The 17,759-nt window shown below is 69.0% G+C and carries 14 protein-coding genes; 5 read left to right on the top strand and 9 right to left on the bottom strand.

The genetic code is table 11. The features are described 5' to 3' along the window. Positions 1-82 precede the first annotated feature (82 nt). Positions 83-682, top strand: a complete 600-nt coding sequence (locus ACFYRU_RS33030) for a TetR/AcrR family transcriptional regulator (protein ID WP_387665939.1) — start codon at positions 83-85, stop codon at positions 680-682. Here the strand turns inward: ACFYRU_RS33030 and dnaG are convergent. Further along, the gene (dnaG, locus tag ACFYRU_RS33025; RefSeq protein ID WP_387665936.1) at positions 668-2,599 is read right to left on the bottom strand and encodes a DNA primase; all 1,932 of its coding nucleotides are present in this window, start codon (positions 2,597-2,599) and stop codon (positions 668-670) included. The two genes, ACFYRU_RS33030 and dnaG, sit on opposite strands and share 15 nt — an antisense overlap. Positions 2,600-2,639: 40 nt before the next feature. Here dnaG and ACFYRU_RS33020 point away from each other — a divergent pair, with 40 nt between their 5' ends. Next, positions 2,640-3,482: a TolB family protein gene (locus ACFYRU_RS33020; RefSeq protein WP_387665933.1), complete on the top strand. Its 843-nt coding sequence runs from the start codon at positions 2,640-2,642 to the stop codon at positions 3,480-3,482. Here the strand turns inward: ACFYRU_RS33020 and ACFYRU_RS33015 are convergent. Continuing rightward, a complete protein-coding gene (locus tag ACFYRU_RS33015) occupies positions 3,479-4,717 on the bottom strand; it encodes an NAD(P)/FAD-dependent oxidoreductase (protein ID WP_387665930.1) in 1,239 nt (412 codons plus the stop codon). The genes ACFYRU_RS33020 and ACFYRU_RS33015 overlap by 4 nt on opposite strands. Before the next feature lie 97 nt (positions 4,718-4,814). Here ACFYRU_RS33015 and ACFYRU_RS33010 point away from each other — a divergent pair, with 97 nt between their 5' ends. Then, positions 4,815-6,668, top strand: a complete 1,854-nt coding sequence (locus ACFYRU_RS33010; protein WP_387665928.1) for an exo-alpha-sialidase — start codon at positions 4,815-4,817, stop codon at positions 6,666-6,668. Between the two features lie 297 nt (positions 6,669-6,965). Here ACFYRU_RS33010 and ACFYRU_RS33005 read toward each other — a convergent pair whose 3' ends face one another. From ACFYRU_RS33005 to ACFYRU_RS32995, 3 genes are read right to left on the bottom strand one after another with little or no spacing between them, the layout of a single operon-like run. Beyond that, complete coding sequence (locus ACFYRU_RS33005) at positions 6,966-8,201, bottom strand: deoxyguanosinetriphosphate triphosphohydrolase (protein ID WP_387665925.1); 1,236 nt, start codon at positions 8,199-8,201, stop codon at positions 6,966-6,968. 11 nt (positions 8,202-8,212) lie between these two features. Further along, positions 8,213-8,830: a dihydrofolate reductase family protein gene (locus ACFYRU_RS33000; RefSeq protein WP_387665924.1), complete on the bottom strand. Its 618-nt coding sequence runs from the start codon at positions 8,828-8,830 to the stop codon at positions 8,213-8,215. 35 nt (positions 8,831-8,865) lie between these two features. Then, complete coding sequence (locus tag ACFYRU_RS32995; RefSeq protein ID WP_387665921.1) at positions 8,866-9,492, bottom strand: TetR/AcrR family transcriptional regulator; 627 nt, start codon at positions 9,490-9,492, stop codon at positions 8,866-8,868. Positions 9,493-9,576: 84 nt separating this feature from the next. Here ACFYRU_RS32995 and ACFYRU_RS32990 point away from each other — a divergent pair, with 84 nt between their 5' ends. Beyond that, positions 9,577-10,551, top strand: a complete 975-nt coding sequence (locus ACFYRU_RS32990; RefSeq protein ID WP_387665918.1) for an alpha/beta hydrolase — start codon at positions 9,577-9,579, stop codon at positions 10,549-10,551. On the opposite strand, the gene ACFYRU_RS32985 is transcribed toward ACFYRU_RS32990, so the two are convergent. Further along, positions 10,516-12,042 carry a helix-turn-helix domain-containing protein gene (locus tag ACFYRU_RS32985; RefSeq protein ID WP_387665916.1) on the bottom strand — a complete coding sequence of 509 codons (1,527 nt, stop codon included), beginning with the start codon at positions 12,040-12,042 and terminating at the stop codon, positions 10,516-10,518. The genes ACFYRU_RS32990 and ACFYRU_RS32985 overlap by 36 nt on opposite strands. Before the next feature lie 163 nt (positions 12,043-12,205). Here ACFYRU_RS32985 and ACFYRU_RS32980 point away from each other — a divergent pair, with 163 nt between their 5' ends. Further along, positions 12,206-13,432 (top strand): hypothetical protein, encoded by a 1,227-nt coding sequence (locus tag ACFYRU_RS32980; protein ID WP_387665913.1) that lies wholly within the window; start codon positions 12,206-12,208, stop codon positions 13,430-13,432. Here the strand turns inward: ACFYRU_RS32980 and ACFYRU_RS32975 are convergent. The 3 genes from ACFYRU_RS32975 to ppdK form a co-directional block, all read right to left on the bottom strand. Then, positions 13,425-13,703 (bottom strand): YciI family protein, encoded by a 279-nt coding sequence (locus ACFYRU_RS32975; RefSeq protein ID WP_387665910.1) that lies wholly within the window; start codon positions 13,701-13,703, stop codon positions 13,425-13,427. The genes ACFYRU_RS32980 and ACFYRU_RS32975 overlap by 8 nt on opposite strands. Positions 13,704-13,852: 149 nt before the next feature. Beyond that, positions 13,853-14,635, bottom strand: a complete 783-nt coding sequence (locus ACFYRU_RS32970) for a class I SAM-dependent methyltransferase (protein ID WP_387665908.1) — start codon at positions 14,633-14,635, stop codon at positions 13,853-13,855. Between the two features lie 210 nt (positions 14,636-14,845). Continuing rightward, complete coding sequence (gene ppdK, locus ACFYRU_RS32965) at positions 14,846-17,494, bottom strand: pyruvate, phosphate dikinase (protein WP_387665905.1); 2,649 nt, start codon at positions 17,492-17,494, stop codon at positions 14,846-14,848. Positions 17,495-17,759 lie beyond the last annotated feature (265 nt).

The following is a 17,759-nucleotide window of genomic DNA, read 5'->3' as shown; positions in this document are numbered from 1 at the left end:
CAATCATCCGTTCATCAAACTCTGTCATCCGTCTGGTTGATTAAGTTAGCACGCCGGATGGAAGTCCGCTAGGATGATTTTCGTGCGGAGATCACCGGGCCCCGACGAGCGCCAGCGCGACCCCGAGCGCAGCAAGCAGTACCTGCTGGACGCCGCGGTGGTCGAGTTCGGTCTGCACGGGTTCAGCGGCGCGCGGGTCAGCGAGATCGCGGCCCGGGCCGGCGTCAACAAACAGCTGATCTCGTACTACTTCGGCGGCAAGGAAGGGCTGTACCGTGCGGTCGCGGACCGGTGGCGGGCCGCCGAGCCGGAGATCTCCGCCGGTGCCGAGACGCTCGGCGAGGTCGTCGGTGCCTACGCGCGGACGTCGATCGCGCAGCCCGACCTGCTCAGGTTGCTGGTGCGTCAGGCCGTCGACGTGACGCCCCCGCTGGACCTGGAAGGGCAACGCGAGCGGTTCCAGGCGATGATCGACGAGTTCCGCGGGCGGCAGTCCGACGGCGAGCTCGCCGCCGACCTCGACGTCGCCTACACCGGTCTGGCGTTGTTCGGGATGGCGGCCGCGCCGGTCGTCTTCCCGCAGATCGCCCGTGCGCTCGGCCTCGACCCGGACGCCGAAGACTTCAGCGAGCAGTACGCCGCGGAGGTCGCGCGGCTGGTGTCATACCTAAAGGGCGCCTGAGATCGCCCGGTTGCGGAGCTCGGCCTTGTAGGCCTCGAGCGCGATCAGTTCGCCGAACATCCGGTTGTACTCGTCGGCGCGGTCGATCGGGTTGGTGCGCTGCAGCTTCGACTTCAGGTCGGCGATGCGGCGGGCGCAGGTGAGCTCCTGCAGGCGGGCGAGCAGCGCGAGCGCGTACGGCTCGTCCGGCTCGCGGCCGAGCCGGAGCGGGTCGACCGCCAGCGCACCGACGACCGCGGCGGCGGGGTCGTTGCCGATCGCGTCGCGGACGGCGACCACCCAGGCCTCGCCGGGGGGTGCCGCGGCGGGTCCGCCTGCCTTGGCCATGCCGGCACGGATCGCGGCCAGCCACGGGTGGGTGAAGTCGTGGTCGTCGAGCTCGTCGAAGGCCGTACCGACGAGGGCCGGGTGCTGCATGGCGACCTTCAGTACGTCCCACTCGATCACGAACCGCTGGTCCCGCGGCGACGGAAGGTCAACGCGCGGGGCGGGAGCAGGTCCGACGGTCCCAGAGGCTGCGACCGAGACCGACGCGCCGAGCGCGGCGCCCGCGGTGGCGGTGCGCCCCTCCCCCGAGCCCGCGCGCGATGCAGCGCGGTAGACCTCGGTGCGGACCTGGTCGACCTCCATGCCGAGGTGGCCGGCCAGCTCGCGGGTGAAGGCGTCCACCTTCGACCGGTCGCGGATGCTGATCACCAGACGGGCGGCCTCACGCAGCGCGTCGATCCGGGTGTCCGCGCGATCCAGGTCGTACTTCGACAGCACGTTCCCCAGCACGAACCGGTACAGCGGGACGCGTCGCCCGATCAGCTCGCGGACAGCCGCGTCGCCCTTCTGCAGGCGCAGGTCGCACGGGTCCAGCCCATCCGGCTCGACCGCGACGTACGTCTGCGCCGCGAACGCCTGGTCCCCCGCGAACGCCTTGAGCGCCGCGCGTTGACCGGCCTCGTCACCGTCGAAGGTGAAGATCACCTCGCCGCGGAACTGGTCGTGGTCGAGCAGCAGTTGCCGCAGCACCCGCGCGTGGTCCTCGCCGAACGCCGTACCGCAAGTAGCGACCGCGGTCTGCACGCCGGCGAGGTGACACGCCATCACGTCGGTGTAGCCCTCGACCACCACCGCTTGCCGGCCCTTCGCGATCTCGCGCCGGGCCAGGTCCACGCCATACAGCACCTTGGACTTCTTGTAGATCGGCGTCTCGGGCGTGTTCAGGTACTTCGCTTCGATCCGGTCGTCGTCGAACAACCGGCGCGCGCCGAACCCGATCACGTCCGACGACGCGTCCCGGATCGGCCACATCAGCCGGCCGCGGAACCGGTCGTACAGCCCGCGCTGGCCGTCGGCGGCCAGACCGGACGCGACCAGCTCGGCGTTGGTGAAACCGCGGCCGCGGAGGTGGCTGATCAGCGCCTCGCCACCGCGCGGCGAGAACCCGACGCCGAACTGGACGGCGGCGTCCTTGTCGAAACCGCGCTGGTCCAGGAACTGCCGCCCGGGCGACGCCTCGGCCGCGCCGAACAGCTGGTCGACGTAGAACTCGGCCGCCACCTTGTGCGCCTCGACCAACCGCGGCCGCTGGTTCCCCGGGCCGCGCTGCACCGGCGCGCCGGTGTCCTCGTACCGGAGCTGGATGCCGACCTTGGCGGCCAGCGTCTCGACCGCCTCGGAGAACGTGATCTGGTCGACCTTCTGGATGAAGTCGATGACGTCGCCGCCCTCTTGGCAGCCGAAGCAGTAGAAGAACCCGCGGGCCGGGGTGACGTTGAACGAGGGCGACTTCTCGTCGTGGAACGGGCAGAGACCCTTCAGGTTGCCTCCGCCGGCGTTCTTCAAGGTCACGTACGAACCCACGACGTCGTCGATCCGGGCTCGCTCGCGCACCAGCGCGATGTCCTCTTCCTTGATCCGGCCTGCCACGCCGTGAGTCTAGCCCGGCCGATCACGTAGGTTGACGGGTATGCCACGTACTCTTCGCCAAGGTCAGCGGTCCGAGCTGTACGTCGTCGACGTCGCGCGCAACGAGCACCGGCTGGTGTTCAGCTCCGGCGAGGTGCTGTTCGAGGCGCCGAACTGGCTCCCGGACGGCACGTTGGTTGTCAACGGCAACGGGCTGCTGTACCGGGTGGGTGACGGGCTGACCGAGATCGGGCTCGGCGGGGTGCCGCCGATCAACAACGACCACGTGGTCAGCCCGGACGGGCGAACGGTGTACGTGTCGGCGGGCGACGGGCACATCTACGCGGCGCCGATCGAAGGCGGCGCCGGACGGCGGGTGACGAACGACCGGGGCGAGGGCTTCCATCACTACCTACACGGGATCTCTCCGGACGGTACGACGCTCGCGTACATCGGGCTGGAATGGGTCGGCGAGCAGCGGATCACCAACGTCTGGACGATCCCGGCCGCGGGCGGTGCCGACGTCCAGGTGACCGACGACGAGTACGCCGACGACGGGTCCGAGTACGGGCCGGACGGCGAGTGGATCTACTTCAACTCCGAGCGCGCGGGGCAGGCGCAGCTGTTCCGGATCAAGGCCGGTGCAGCCGAACAGTTGACGTACGACGAGCGCGTCAACTGGTTCCCGCACCCGGCGCCGGACGGCTCCGCGATCGCCTACGTGAGCTTCCCGCCCGGCACCGAGGGGCACCCTGCCGACATCGAAGACGTACGCCTTCGGCTGCTGATGCGCGACGGCGAGATCCGCGAACTGACGAGCCTGTTCGGCGGCCAGGGCACGATGAACGTCCCCAGCTGGTCACCGGACAGCTCGTCGTTCGCGTACGTCACCTATCCGCTCTAGACCTCGGACAGCTCCACGGAGGTGTCGGCCAGGCGGTCCGGGTCGACCTCCTTGCCGGAGCGGACCAGGTCGCGGATCGCGTCGGTGGCGCCCCAGGTGTTGACGTGCATGCCGGCCAGCACGTGGTGGTCGTCGGCGAGCCAGAACGCCACGTAGGCGCCGGACTTCGGGTCGCCGCGGAGGACGACCTGGTACGACGTGCCGCGCGGGACCTCGCCGACGTACTCCATGCCGAGGTCGAACTGGTCGGTGAAGAAGAACGGGATCGCGTCGTGCGACACGTCCTGGCCGAGCATCGACTTCGCGGCCGCGGCGCCGGTGTCCTTCGCGTTCTGCCAGTGCTCGACGCGCACCGAGCGGCCGAACAGCGGGTGGTCCCAACGGACCACGTCACCGGCTGCGTACACGTCGGCGACCTTCGTCTGCAGGTCCGGGCCGGTGACGATGCCGGAACCGTTGTCGGGGGTCGCGACCTCGATGCCGGCCGCCTCGGCGAGCTCGGTGTTCGGGCGGACGCCGACGCCGACGATCACCAGATCCGCCGGAATCACCTCGCCGCCGGTCACCTTCACACCGGTGACCTTGTCCGTCCCCTCGAACCCTTCCACGCCGGTCCCGAACCGGAACTGCACCCCGTGCTGCCGGTGGAACTCGGCGAACAGCTCGCCGACCTCTTCCCCGAGTACAGCGGCGAGCGCGGTCGACTGCGGTTCGACGACCGTCACCTCACAGCCACGCTCACGTGCCGCGGACGCAGCCTCCAGACCGATCCACCCGGCGCCGACGACGACCACGCGCGGCTTCGCGGCGTACGCGTCGTCCAGGGCCTGCGACTCCTCGGCCGTACGCAGGTAGTGCACGCCCGGCAGGTCCGCGCCCGGTACGTCGAGCTCACGGACGCGGCTGCCCGTCGCGATCAGCAGCTTGCCGTACGAGAGCTGGGAACCGTCGTCGAGGGTGACGGTGTGCGCGGCCGGATCGATCGCGGTCACGGTCGTACCGAGGCGGAGGTCGATCGTGTTGTCGTCGTACCACTGCTGGTCGTGCAGCTGCGCCGAGCCGGTCTCGGCCTTGCCGAGCAGGACGTCCTTCGACAGCGGTGGTCGCTCGTACGGCAGTGCCGACTCGCTGCCGATCAGGACGATGCCGCCCGTCCAGCCGTTCTTCCGAAGGGTCTCGGCAGCGGTCGCACCGGCAAGGCTCGCTCCGACGATCACGATCTGTTCATCAGCCATGCACCGACTTTAGTACCCGCCGAACTCTTGCCGGACGGGGTCTCGATGACTACGTTGTCGCGGGACATCAGACGTCCTATGTCCTCCTGGGAGAGCCATGCGCGTACTCACACCGGGCCGTCTCGCGACCGCCGCCCTGCTCGTGTTCGTCAGTCTCGCCGCGCCACCAGCGCACGCTTCGGAACCCGCCGGCGCGCCGTTCGTCGAGGACAGCGTGTTGTTCCAGCAGAAGACCGAGGGGTACGCCTGCTTCCGGATCCCGGCGATCGTGCACGCCAAGAACGGCGACGTGCTCGCGTTCGCCGAAGGCCGCGTCGCGGACTGCGGCGACGACGGCGACATCGACATCGTGCTGCGCCGTTCGTCCGACGGCGGTAAGACCTGGGGACCGCTGCAGGTCGTGTCCGAGGGCAACGGCAGCACGAACGGCAATCCTGTGCCGATCGTCGACAACCGGACCGGCCGGGTCGTCCTGGTGTCGACCCACAACGGCCCCGACCCGTGCCCGAACGGTTGCGACCGCGATCCGTACGTGCAGACCAGCGACGACAACGGCGCCACCTGGACCGCGCCGCGCGAACTCACCGACGCGAAGCTGCCGAGCTGGAACTTCTGGTACGCCACCGGCCCGATGCACGGCATCCAGCTCTCACACGGGCCGCATGCCGGCCGGTTGATAGTCGGCGCGAACTTCGAGACGTACGACGGGGTCGGGCCGCATGTCTACGGCACCCACCTGCTGTACTCCGACGACTCGGGCCAGACGTGGCACATCGGCGCGACCACCTCAAGGGACGACGGCACGGTGATCGCCCAGGAGGTCACGGTCGTCGAGCTGCGGGACGGGCGGATCTACGCCCTCGCCCGGGAGCGCGGGACGGATCCGGGCAACCGGGCGTACGCGATCAGCAGCGACGGCGGCGAGACGTTCGACAGGCCGTTCACGACGATTCCGAAACTGGTGATGCCGGATGTGCAGGGGTCGTTGCTGCGGTTCGACTCGCACCGGATCCTGTTCTCGGCGCCGGCGCACCCGGCGGCGCGCGAGGTGATGACGGTGCGGTCGTCGTACGACGAGGCGCGGACGTTCGGGACCTGGCAGCAGGGCAAGGTGTTCTGGTGGGGCCCGTCGGCGTACTCGGACATGGTGCGGCTGGACGGGGATCAGGCCGGGCTGCTGTACGAGGCGGGTGTTGCGACGCCGTACGAGTCGATCCGCTGGGCGCGGTTCAACGAGGCGTACCTGTCGACGCCGAACGGGACACCGCCGGGCATTCCGGCGCCGCCCGCGCCGGGTCCGCTGACGCCTGATGTTGGACCTGCCCACAATCCGGCGTACGTCCGGGGCGGCGCGACCGTTGCCGAGGGCAAGTTCGGGAACGGGCTCTCGCTGGACGGTGTGGACGACTACGTCGAGGTGCCGTTCGACCGGTCGATCGATCTCGGTGCGGACGACTTCACGATGATGACGTGGATCAAGTACGGATCGACGACCGGGTCGCATGCGATCCTGTGGGCTTATCGGACTGGGTCCGGGAGTACTCCGCAGGTGTGGTTGCGGGCGGAACCGGAGAGCAAGCGGATCCGGGCGCTGTTGTCGGTCGACCGGTTCAACGTCACGGTGCAGTCGGCGTCGGCGTACAACGACAACCAGTGGCATCACGTCGTACTGGAACGGGCCGACGGCAAGCTTCGGCTGCTCGTCGACGGGGTCGAGGTGGGCTCCGCGACGGCTCCGGCCGGATCAGTCACCGCGGGCAAGGAGTTCGGCGTCCAGGGAATCCACGTAGGCCAGCGGGTCGACGGCGCCAACCGTTTCCAGGGGAGCGTCGACGAGGTCCGCATCTACCGCCGAGCACTCTCCGACGAGGAACTGGAGCAGATCCGCCTCACCAACAAACCAGACAACATCCGCCTCGGCCTGAACCTCCCGTTCACCACCATCCGCTAAGAACCGCGCCCGCCGCCCCTGCGGGGCGGCGGGCGCGGGAGGTGAACCAACTGGTGCCTGCGAGGCGGTAGGCGGGGGTGGATTAACACGTGCGAGGAGGCGGAGGCGGGGGCGGAGGCGGGGTGGACCAACCGGTGCCTGGGATGCGGTGGCCGGGGGTGGATTAACACGTACGAGGCGGCGGAGGCGGAGGCGGGGTGGACCAACCGGTGCCCTGCAAGGCGGGAGGTGGGTGCCCTGCGGGGCGGTGGGCGGGGGTGGATCAACCGGTGCCTGCGGGGGGTGGGCGGGGGTGGATCAGCGGGTGCCGGAGACCAGCTGTTGGTGCCAGGCTAGGGCTGAGGGGTCGGTGAGGCTGGCTACCTGGTCGATGATGACGCGGAGGCGGCCGTTGTCGTCGGGGGCTTCCGCGAAGTCGGACTGGAACGGAATGTCCAGGTTTCGCGGGGCCGTCTTCCAGAGGGCTTCCACCAGTTCGGTGAGGAGTTCGCGCTGGACGGCCCGGCGGGCCTGGCGTTCCGGGGACTTGAGCACGTGGTACATCCCGACGCCCTTCAGCAGCCCGATCTCGGTCCGGATCCCGGGCGGCACCACCAGATCCGCCTCGTACCGGATCAGCTTCGACCCGCCGAACACGGCGTGGGTCGCCTGCTCCGCGGCCGTCGCGAACCGCCCGATCAGCTCACTGGTCAGGTCCTTCAGCCCACCGAGCGCCCGCCGGCTGTCGTCGAACGGCGCCGCCGGCCAGTACCGCAGCGCCCGCAGCCGGGCCCACCCCTCGTCCAGCTCCGCGTCGGTTGCCTCCGGCAAGTACATCTGCCGGACCGTCTCCCAGTACGGCTCCGGCACCGTGTCGACCGCGGCGAGATCGATGTGGTGAGCAACGATCCCGTCCTCGACGTCGTGCACGGAATACGCCACGTCGTCCGCGAAGTCCATCACCTGCGCCTCGAGACAGCGCCGCTCCCCCACACCGGGCCGCAACCAGGTGAACACCGCGAGGTCGTCGTCGTACACCCCGAACTTCCGCTCGCCGGGACGCCGGGCCCATGGGTACTTCGTCGCGGCGTCGAGTGTCGCGCGGCTGAGGTTGAGCCCGACACTGCGCCCGTCGGCGTCGAACGTCTTGGACTCCAGCCGGGTCAGCAGCCGCAGCGTCTGGGCGTTCCCCTCGAAGCCGCCGATGTCCGCGGCGACCTGGTCCAGCGCCCGCTCGCCGTTGTGCCCGAACGGCGGGTGCCCGAGATCGTGCGCCAGACAGGCCGCGTCGACGATGTCCGGGTCGCAGCCGAGCGTCGCGGCCAGCTCACGGCCGATCTGCGCGACCTCGAGACTGTGGGTCAACCGGTTCCGGACGAAGTCGTCGCTGCCGGCGGTCACCACCTGCGTCTTCGCCGCCAGCCGCCGCAACGCCGCACTGTGCAGCACCCGCGCCCGATCACGCGCGAACGCCGTCCGCCCCGGCCGCTTCACCGGCTCGGCGACCCACCGCTCCGCGTCGTGCTCGTCGTACCCCTCATGCTGCTTCCTCATCACCGCCCACACTATCCGCGCCCACCGACATTCTGGTGAACGCAATAGCGGGTCCAGATGACGCCGTCCTCGAAGACTTCGGTGCCGGCGTGCTGGAGGTGCAGGCGGTGGGTGTCGTACCAGGGTGCGCCGCCGATCAGCACTGGGTGGACCAGTAGGGCGAGCTCGTCCACCAGCCCTTCGTCCAGGCAGGTTCTGGTGAGCGCAGGCGAATCCACGCGCACAGTCTGTACGCCCCGTCGGCCCAGGACTGTAAGTACTTCCTGCAGGTCGACCTCGTTGTAGCCGGTGATCAGTTCGCGGGTGGTGGCGTCGGCGGGGCGGGCGGGGGTTTGGTCGGCGTACAGGGCCAGTACGTCGGACCAGTAGCCGAGTTCGCGGAGCGCGTCCCAGGTGTGGACGCGGGCGCGGTCGTCGACCACCGCGAGCAGCGGGCCGTCGGTGCGGGTGCCTCTGCGGGGCGCGGCGCGGACTTCGTTCTCCTGGGCAACGATCGTGGCCGCGTCCATCAGCGTCACGTCCTCCTGCCACAGCGTCGCCAGCGCATAGAACCGCGCGAGGTCGACGCCGAACCCCGACGTCACCCTGTCCAGCGAGATGGCCAACTGAGCCACCACCTGAGGCCGCATACCCCCAACCTAGGGACGGCCACCGACAGAATGACTCACCAGGGTGTTGGCGTAGCGGGGACGATGGCTGATTCCAGGCGGGTGCGGATGGCCTGGCGGGCCTGGTCGTAGCCGGCCAGGTCGCCCTGGAGGAGTGACGCGAAGTTGGCGGCCTCGTAGTACGCGTTCAGGTCGAAGGCCAACTGCTTGGCGTCCCCAACGAGTTCGCCGCGCTCGACGGCCGCTTGTACGACGTCCTCGAGCAGCTTCATCCACTCCCAGTGGACCTCGAGGAGCGCGTCGTGTACGGCGCCCTCGCGGCCGGCGTACTCGTGGGACACCTTCTGGAAGAAGCAACCACCGGGGAACACGCGCTGCCGCGAGTAGTCCAGCCAGCAGGAGCTCAGTGCCCACACGCGCCCCAGCCCTGGATCGACTTCGAACGCCGGCGTGACCACGGTGTCGGCGTAGATCCGCCGAGCGGCACGGATCGTCGCGAGCTGCAGCTCCTCCTTCGAGCCGAAGTGGGCGAACAGGCCGCTCTTGCTGATTCCCAGGTCGGCCGCGAGCCGGCCGATCGACAGTCCTTCGAGGCCGTCGACCGAGGCGATGTCGACCGACCGGCGCAGCACCGCACGCCGGGTCTGGTCACCGCGCACCAACCGTCCGTCGACCTTCTCCACGGCTCCTGATCCTAGTGGTGTTGACGTTCCGCTTCTGACAAACTAATAATACGACCGTTCGTATAGTTTGATGAAGGGGTTGCCATGCAGAAGCTGGTCAGTGTCGGATTGCAGACGATCGGAGCGGTGTCACCGCGGCTCGGCGGGCGGCTCGCGTTCAACCTGTGGCGGCGCCCGCTCGCCCGCGGCCGGGTCCGGGCCGACGAGCAGCTCGTGCACGACGCCGCGAAGGTCGAGATCATCTACGACGCCGCGGGCCCAGGCAGCGCAGCCGGCGGCCGCGCGGGCACCCGGGCAGGCAGACGGACAGGCGGACGGGACGGCGCGAGCCGACCGGGCGGGCCGGGCGGGCCGGGCGGTGTGGGTGTACGGACCTATGCGTGGGGCGACGGGCGGCGGCCGGTGTTGCTGGTGCACGGGTGGCGGTCGCGGGCCTCGCGGTACGCGGCATTCGTCACCCGGCTGCTCGAGCTCGGGTACAGCCCCGTGTCGTACGACGCTCCCGCGCACGGGGACTCCGACGGCGAGGTCACGTCGATCCTCGGGCACCAGCGGATCATCCGCGCGCTGGAGGAGCGGCACGGCCCGTTCGAGGGCGTGATCGCGCACTCCCTCGGCGTACCGTTCGCGCTCTACGCGGTCCGCGAGGGTGTCGCCGCGAAGCGGATGGTGATGATCAGCGGGGTCGCGGACTTCGGGTACCTCGCCGACACGTTCTGCGCCGAACTCGGCCTCGGCCCGAAGCTCAATCGCGAACTCCGGCGGTCGATCGAGCGCGGGTACTTCGACGGCGACCAGGACGTCTGGACCCGGTTCTCGGTCGGCCCCGGCAAGATCGAACTCCTGGTGATCCACAACGACGAGGACGCCGTCGTCGACCCCGGACAGGCGCAGGTGCTACTGCGGAAGTACGGCGAACACGCGCACTTCCTGCCGACCACCGGCCTCGGCCACCGCCGGATCCTCTCGGACCCCGCGGTGATCGCCGAAGCCGTCGCGTTCCTGCAAGACGCGGATCAGGACTCAGATGTCCCGGAAGGTCTCGATCTGAGCGCCTAGCGAGTTCAACCGGGTCGCCAGGTCCTCGTACCCGCGGTTGATCACGTAGATGCTGCGCAACACCGACGTACCCTTCGCGGCCAGCATCGCGATCAGCGCGACCACGGCCGGGCGGAGCGCCGGCGGGCACATCATCTCGGCGCCGGAGAAGTGCGTCGGGCCCTCGACCATCACCCGGTGCGGGTCGAGCAGCTTGACCCGGCCGCCGAGCTTGTTCAGGTCGGCCAGGTAGATCGCCCGGTTCTCGTACACCCAGTCGTGGATCAGCGTCTGCCCGGTCGCGGTCGCCGCGATCACCGCGAAGAACGGCAGGTTGTCGATGTTCAGGCCCGGGAACGGCATCGGGTGGACCTTGTCGATCGGCGCGTGCAGCTTCGACGGCCGGGTGGTCAGGTCGACCAGCCGGGTCCGCCCGTTCTCGGCCAGGTACTCGGTACTGCGGTCGTAGTCGAGGCCCATCTCCTCGAGCAGCGCGAGCTCGATCTCGAGGAACTCCACCGGCGCCCGGCGGATGGTGATCTCGGACTTGGTCACGATCGCCGCGGTGAGCAGGCTCATCGCCTCGATCGGGTCCTCGGACGGCGCGTAGTCGACGTCGACGTCGATGTCGGCCTTGCCGTGCACGGTCAGCGTCGTCGTACCGATGCCGTCGATCCGTACGCCGAGCAGGTCGAGGTAGAAGCACAGGTCCTGGACCATGTAGTTCGGGCTGGCGTTGCGGATCACGGTGACGCCGTCGAAGCGGGCCGCGGCCATGATCGCGTTCTCGGTCACGGTGTCGCCGCGCTCGGTCAGCACGATCGGCTTGCCCGGCGCGATCGCCCGGTTGACCAGCGCGTGGTACTGCCCGCCGGTCGCCTTCACCTCGAGGCCGAACGGGCGGAGCGCGGTCATGTGCGGCTCGACGGTCCGGGTACCGAGGTCGCAGCCGCCGGCGTACGGCAGCTCGAACGCGTCCTCGCGGTGCAGCAGCGGACCGAGGAACATGATGATGGAACGGGTCCGGCGGGCTGCGTCGGCGTCCATCGACTCCAGGTCGAGCTGCGCCGGCGGGACGATCTCCAGGTCACCGGCGTCGTTCAGCCAGGTGGTCTTGACGCCGATCGAGTTCAGCACCTCGAGCAGCCGGTTGACCTCCTCGATCCGCGCCACCTTGCGCAGCGTCGTCCGACCCTTGTTCAGTAGCGCGGCGCAGAGCAGCGCGACCCCGGCGTTCTTGCTGGACTTGACGTCGATCGAACCGGAAAGTTGCCGGCCGCCGACGACACGGAGGTGGACCGGGCCGCCACCGAGAGAGACAATTTCGGAGTCGAGCGCCTCGCCGATCCGGGCGAGCATCTCGAGGGTGAGGTTCTGATGACCCTTCTCGATCCTGTTCACCGCACTCTGGCTGGTGTTCAGTACTTCCGCGAGCTGCGTCTGCGTCCAGCCGCGGTGCTTGCGGGCGTCCCGGATGAGGTTTCCGATCCGGCTCAGGTAGTCGTCGGTCATGCCCCGGACCATATCTCACATGTGAGATACACCTGCGCCGACCCGCCGGTACGAGCGTAGCGAACATCACTTCGCGACCGCGCAGGACCCGCCCGACCTGCTGAAACGCCAGCAGCCTAGAGTTACCCCACACTCCCGCCGCCACCCGGAGAGGACCCAGCAGATGCCCGACGACACCTCCGCCGCGGTGGTCAACGAGTTCGAGGCGGAGTCCTGGCCGCTGGACGCGGCCGCGGACAGCCTGCACCAGGTCATCGACGGGTTCTACAACGGCGACACCCGGCCGCTGGTGATCGGCGACGGCGACCAGCCGGTGCTGGTGGTGCTCGCGATCTCCGACCTCGCCGACTTCCGCGCCCGGATCGCCGAGCTGCTCGGCAACCCGGTCGACGCCGGCTGGCTGCGGTACTACCTGCGCTCGAACTTCGACATGAGCTCCGAGCGCCTGGTCGAGCTGCTCGGCGTCGACACCGACCACGGGCTGTCCTCGCTGGCCAGCCAGGTCAACGTCGAGCAGGCCGCGACGCTGATGCAGGACCACGTACGACGTACCGAGGCCGGCGGGAACCCGCTGATGCTGATCGGCGACGGCACGATGGCGACCGCTGCGCTGCTGTCCTTCCAGGCGTTCCAGGTGCTGCTCGCAATGGAGGGCGACGGGAAGAACGACGACGACTCCTGCGCGCACGACGACGAGGAGAAGCCGACCACGCCGCTTGAGGTGCTGGCCGAGCGGATCGGTCCGGTGTCGACCCAGCTCGTCGCGCAGATCAACGCGGGCCGCGAGCCGGGCCTGCCGCGGTACGAACTGCATTTCGAGGACGACCTGGTCGAGCACCTACGCGACCTCGAGGCGCGCGCGCAGAAGGCCCCCGGCGGCGGCGCGTACGACGAACTGCACGAACTGCTGAACCAGTTCGACCAGATGCGCAGCGGACTGGTCCAGGCCGACGAGGACGAGGAGCTCGACGAGGCGCCGTACCTCGAGGCGACCGATCTGAAGGCGGCGCTGCCGGACATCCGGGACGCGTTCCGCGAAGGCACCGACGACCCGTACCTGGTCGGTCTGGACGGCCGGCCGCTCGCCGGGCTGATCTCGTTCGATCTGTACGAGGAGCTCCAGCGGGTCTCGGTCGAGCTGGACGGGGCGGACGAGGCGCCCGTGCTCCCGCTGCCCGAGCCGCGTTGGGAGAACGGCCCGCGGCTGGTGTCGTTCGAGCTCGCGCTGGAAATGTGCGAGGCGGTCTGCGAGGACATCACCAACGGCGAGGGCTCGATGCTGTTCATCGCCGACGAGGACGAGGAACCCGAACTCGTCCTCGCTCCCCTGGTCTGGCTCTGGGCCTACGTCGACCACCTGAATCTGGAAGACGCCGACGCCGTCAGCTGAACGGGAACAGCGGTTGCCACTCGGCGAGGGTGGCGAGTTCGTAGACGTTCGCCGGGGTGTACGGGTCCTTGGCGAGGATGTCGCGGAGTTCGGCTTCGTCGGCTACGTCGTAGACGAGGAGGGCGCCGGTGCCGTCGGCGAAGGGGCCGGCGGCGACGAGCTTGCCCGCGGTCTTCAGCTCGGCGAGGTACTCACGGTGGGCCGGACGGACTTCCAGGCGGCGGTCGGTCTCGGACACGTCGAAGCGCAGCTGCACAACAAATTGGGCCATGGCCTGAAGCCTACAACGGCCTTGTAAACAAGAAGATTTGGTGCGGGTAAGGGAGTCACGAGCCGCCACAGCGGCTGGTTCAGGTCAGACCCGAAAGTCGACGAGTGAACTCCCTTCCCGCCCGGATATTCTGACCAACCGGCGTACCGCTATGCAAGAGGTTGGTGAAGACAAATTCCTACGGACAGTTGATTGAGGTAACGCTTGGTGATCGAACCGCCGGAGCGGTCGATATGGGTGCCGATGCAGTCGTACAGACGGTCACGCCGCTCGGTTGTCAAGGCCCGATGCCCCGAATACGAGGACAGAACTTCGAGATATTCGACTCTCGAATAGGTCGCTTCCCAGACGTACTTGCTGCACTCCACGGACTCGAAGAAGCCGGTGTCTGCGAGGCCCGCCGGGTCGGGTGGTACGTCCTCCGCGGCGATCAGCCGCTCCGCCGTCGGGTCAGGGTCGAACCTGTCGTAGCAGGTCTGCACGTCGGCGAACAACTGCTCCGAGCCGCCGGCGACGTGGTAGGTGGAGACGACTGCGAGGGCGCCGCCTGGCTTCACTAGTTCCACACATCGTTGGACGCGGGTCTCGGGGTCGAGCCAGTGGAAGGCGGTGGCGGAGATGACGAGGTCGTACTCCGCCGGGCGCAGGTCCCAGGTGTCGAAGTCTGCGACGATGACCTCGATTGTCGGGTACTTCCGCTGTAGAACCTCCGCGAGCCCAGGACTGAGTTCGAGGGCGGTGACGTTCCAGCCTCGTTCCAGCATGGCGGCGGTTGCTTGGCCGGTGCCGGGGCCGATTTCCAGTACGCGGGGATGGTGGGCGCCGACCTGCCGCGCGAGGTTGTCGAAGAGCTCGCGCGGGTAGGTCGGGCGGACGCGGTCGTACAGTTCAGCGTCCTCGCCGAAGGTGGTGCGGAGGGTCTCGCGGCTCACTGCGGCAGGCTAGCGGACCTGTGCCACTGACCAACCGCCTGCCGCGGCTCCGACGCAGGCTCCGGCGAGCGGGCGCCGCTCGTGCGGGCGCTCGATCAATGGCGGGCGGTCGGGGCGAACCCCAGGGCCATCACAATTGCGCACAACTTCGGCTCTCCCCGCTCACGGGCGCCGGTGGATGGCGATTGTGATGGCCTGGGGATCCGGCACCTACTCCAGGGCTGCCCGGCCGGCCTCCAGGCGAGCGACCGGGACGCGGAACGGCGAGCACGACACGTAGTCCAGACCGACCTCGTTGAAGAAGTGGATGCTGTCGGGGTCGCCGCCGTGTTCGCCGCAGACGCCGAGCTTCAGGTCGGGCTTGGTCGCCCGGCCGCGGTCGACCCCGGTACGGACCAGCGCGCCGACGCCCTCGCGGTCGATCGACTCGAACGGCGACACCGCGAAGATCCCCTTCTCCAGGTAGCGCGAGAAGAACGCCCCCTCGACGTCGTCCCGGCTGAAGCCCCACGTGGTCTGGGTCAGGTCGTTGGTACCGAACGAGAAGAAGTCGGCCGCTTCCGCGATCTGGTCCGCGATCACCGCGGCCCGCGGCAACTCGATCATCGTCCCGATCGGAACCTCGACACCGACCTCGGCCAGCACCCGCGACACCTCGTCGCGCGCCAGGTGCAGCTCCTGGACGGCGCCCACCAGCGGAATCATGATCTCCGGCCGCGGGTCCTTGCCCTGTTCCCGCAGCTCGACGGCAGCAGACGCGATCGCCCGTACCTGCATCGCGAACAGCCCCGGAATCACCAGCCCGAGCCGTACACCCCGCAACCCGAGCATCGGGTTCTGCTCGTGCAACCGCTCGACCGCCGCGAGCAGCTTCTCGTCGTGGTCCGACGAGGCGCCCCGCTCGCGCGCCACCGCGACCTTCACCGCGAGTTCCTCCATCGACGGCAGGAACTCGTGCAGCGGCGGATCGATCAGCCGGATCGTCACCGGCAGCCCGTCCATCGCGTCCAGCAGTTCCAGGAAGTCCCCACGCTGCAACGGTTCCAGCTCCGCCAGCGCCGCCTCGCGGTCCGCGTCGTTGTCCGCGAGAATCAGCCGCTCGACGGATTCCCGCCGCTCGCCGAGGAACATGTGCTCGGTCCGGCACAGCCCGATCCCCTCGGCCCCGAACCGGCGCGCCCGCGCCGCGTCGTCGGCGGTGTCGGCGTTGGTCCGTACGCCGAGCCGCCGGACGTCGTCCGCGCGCGTGATCAGCCGGTGTACCGACGCGACCAGCTCGTCGCCGTCGGTCGGTGCGAGCGTGCCTTCGAAGTACCGCACGACGGGCGACGGTACGACCGGGACCTCGCCGCGGAACACCTCACCGGTGGTGCCGTCGATCGAGAGCACCTCGCCGGCCCGCAGAACGGCACCCCGGACCGTAATGGTGCCCTGGGCAACGTTCACGTCGAGCTCCTCCGCGCCGCAGACACAGGTCTTGCCCATGCCGCGGGCAACCACCGCCGCGTGCGAGGTCTTGCCCCCGCGGCTGGTCAGGATGCCCTGCGCCGCGATCATGCCGTGCAGGTCGTCGGGGTTCGTCTCCCGGCGTACCAGGATCACCTTCTCGCCGCGCTCGGCCGCCTCGACCGCGGCGGCGGACGTGAACACGACCCGGCCCGACGCCGCACCCGGCGACGCCCCGATCGCCTTGGTCACAAGGTCCTTCGTGGCCGCGGCGTCGAACCGCGGGAACATCAGCTGCGCGAGCTGCGCGCCCTTGACCCGGGTGAGCGCCTCGTCGGTGTCGATCACGCCCTCGTCGACCAGGCTGGTCGCGATCCGGAACGCCGCCGCCGCGGTCCGCTTGCCGACCCGCGTCTGCAGCATCCACAGCTTCCCGCGTTCGACGGTGAACTCGATGTCGCACAGGTCGCGGTAGTGCCCCTCGAGCGTCGCCATGATGTCCATCAGGGCGTCGTACGAGTTCTTGTCGATCTGCTCGAGCTCCGCCAGCGGGACGGTGTTGCGGATGCCCGCGACGACGTCCTCGCCCTGCGCGTTCTGCAGGTAGTCGCCGTACACACCCTGCTGACCGGTCGCCGGGTCACGGGTGAACGCGACGCCGGTGCCGGAGTCCATGCCGAGGTTGCCGAACACCATCGAGCAGATGTTGACCGCCGTCCCGAGGTTGCCGTCGATCCGCTCCTGCCGGCGGTAGAGGACGGCGCGCTCGGCGTTCCACGAGCCGAACACGGCCTCGATCGCGAGATCCATCTGGGTCCGCGGGTCCTGCGGGAAGTCACGTCCGGTGTGCTCGCGCACGGCGTGCTTGAAGGTTTCGACCAGCGCCTGCAGGTCGGCGGCGTCCAACTCGAGGTCGGTCCGCGCGCCCTTGGCCTCCTTGGCCGCGTCCAGCGCCTGCTCGAACACCTCGCCGTCGATGTCGAGAACGGTCTTGCCGAACATCTGGATCAGCCGGCGGTACGCGTCCCAGGCGAACCGCGGATTGCCGGACTGGTGCGCCAGCCCGGTCACCGAATCGTCGTTCAGGCCGACGTTCAGGACGGTCTCCATCATGCCGGGCATCGACGCCGCGGCTCCGGAACGGACCGAGACCAGCAGCGGGTCGTCAGCCTGGCCGAGCTTCTTGCCCATCTTCCGCTCGAGCAGGTGGACGTGGTGGTCGATCTCGTCGGCGAGGTCGGCCGGCACCGCACCGGTCTCCAGGTACGCGCGACAGGCGTCGGTGGTGATGGTGAAGCCTGGTGGTACCGGGAGGCCGAGGTTGGTCATCTCGGCCAGGTTCGCCCCCTTGCCGCCGAGCAGCTCTTTCATGTCCCTGTTGCCTTCGGCGAAGTCGTAGACGAGTTTCGGCACGGTCACTCCCTGGGTTGCAGGCGGGTGTTTTCGGCGCGGGAAAGTGGCCCGCTGGCCCATCGACTCCGGCGGCGGGGGCGTGCTTTCAGAGTAAGCCAGAAAACCAGTCCAGTTGAACACTGGTCTCACGATGCCGACGTGACCCTGCCCACAAGACGTTGGCCGGAAAACCCTTACAGCGTTGACAACGCGAGACAACTGCCAGCAACGCAGAAGGAGGGTGTTACCCGTCTGTTCGACGGGTAACACCCTCCTTCTCAGCCTG

Source organism: Kribbella sp. NPDC004536 (assembly GCF_042873835.1).
In the GTDB taxonomy this organism is placed as follows: domain Bacteria; phylum Actinomycetota; class Actinomycetes; order Propionibacteriales; family Kribbellaceae; genus Kribbella.
Note: the sequence above shows the minus strand (reverse complement) of the source record. Positions and strands in the feature narration are given on the sequence as shown.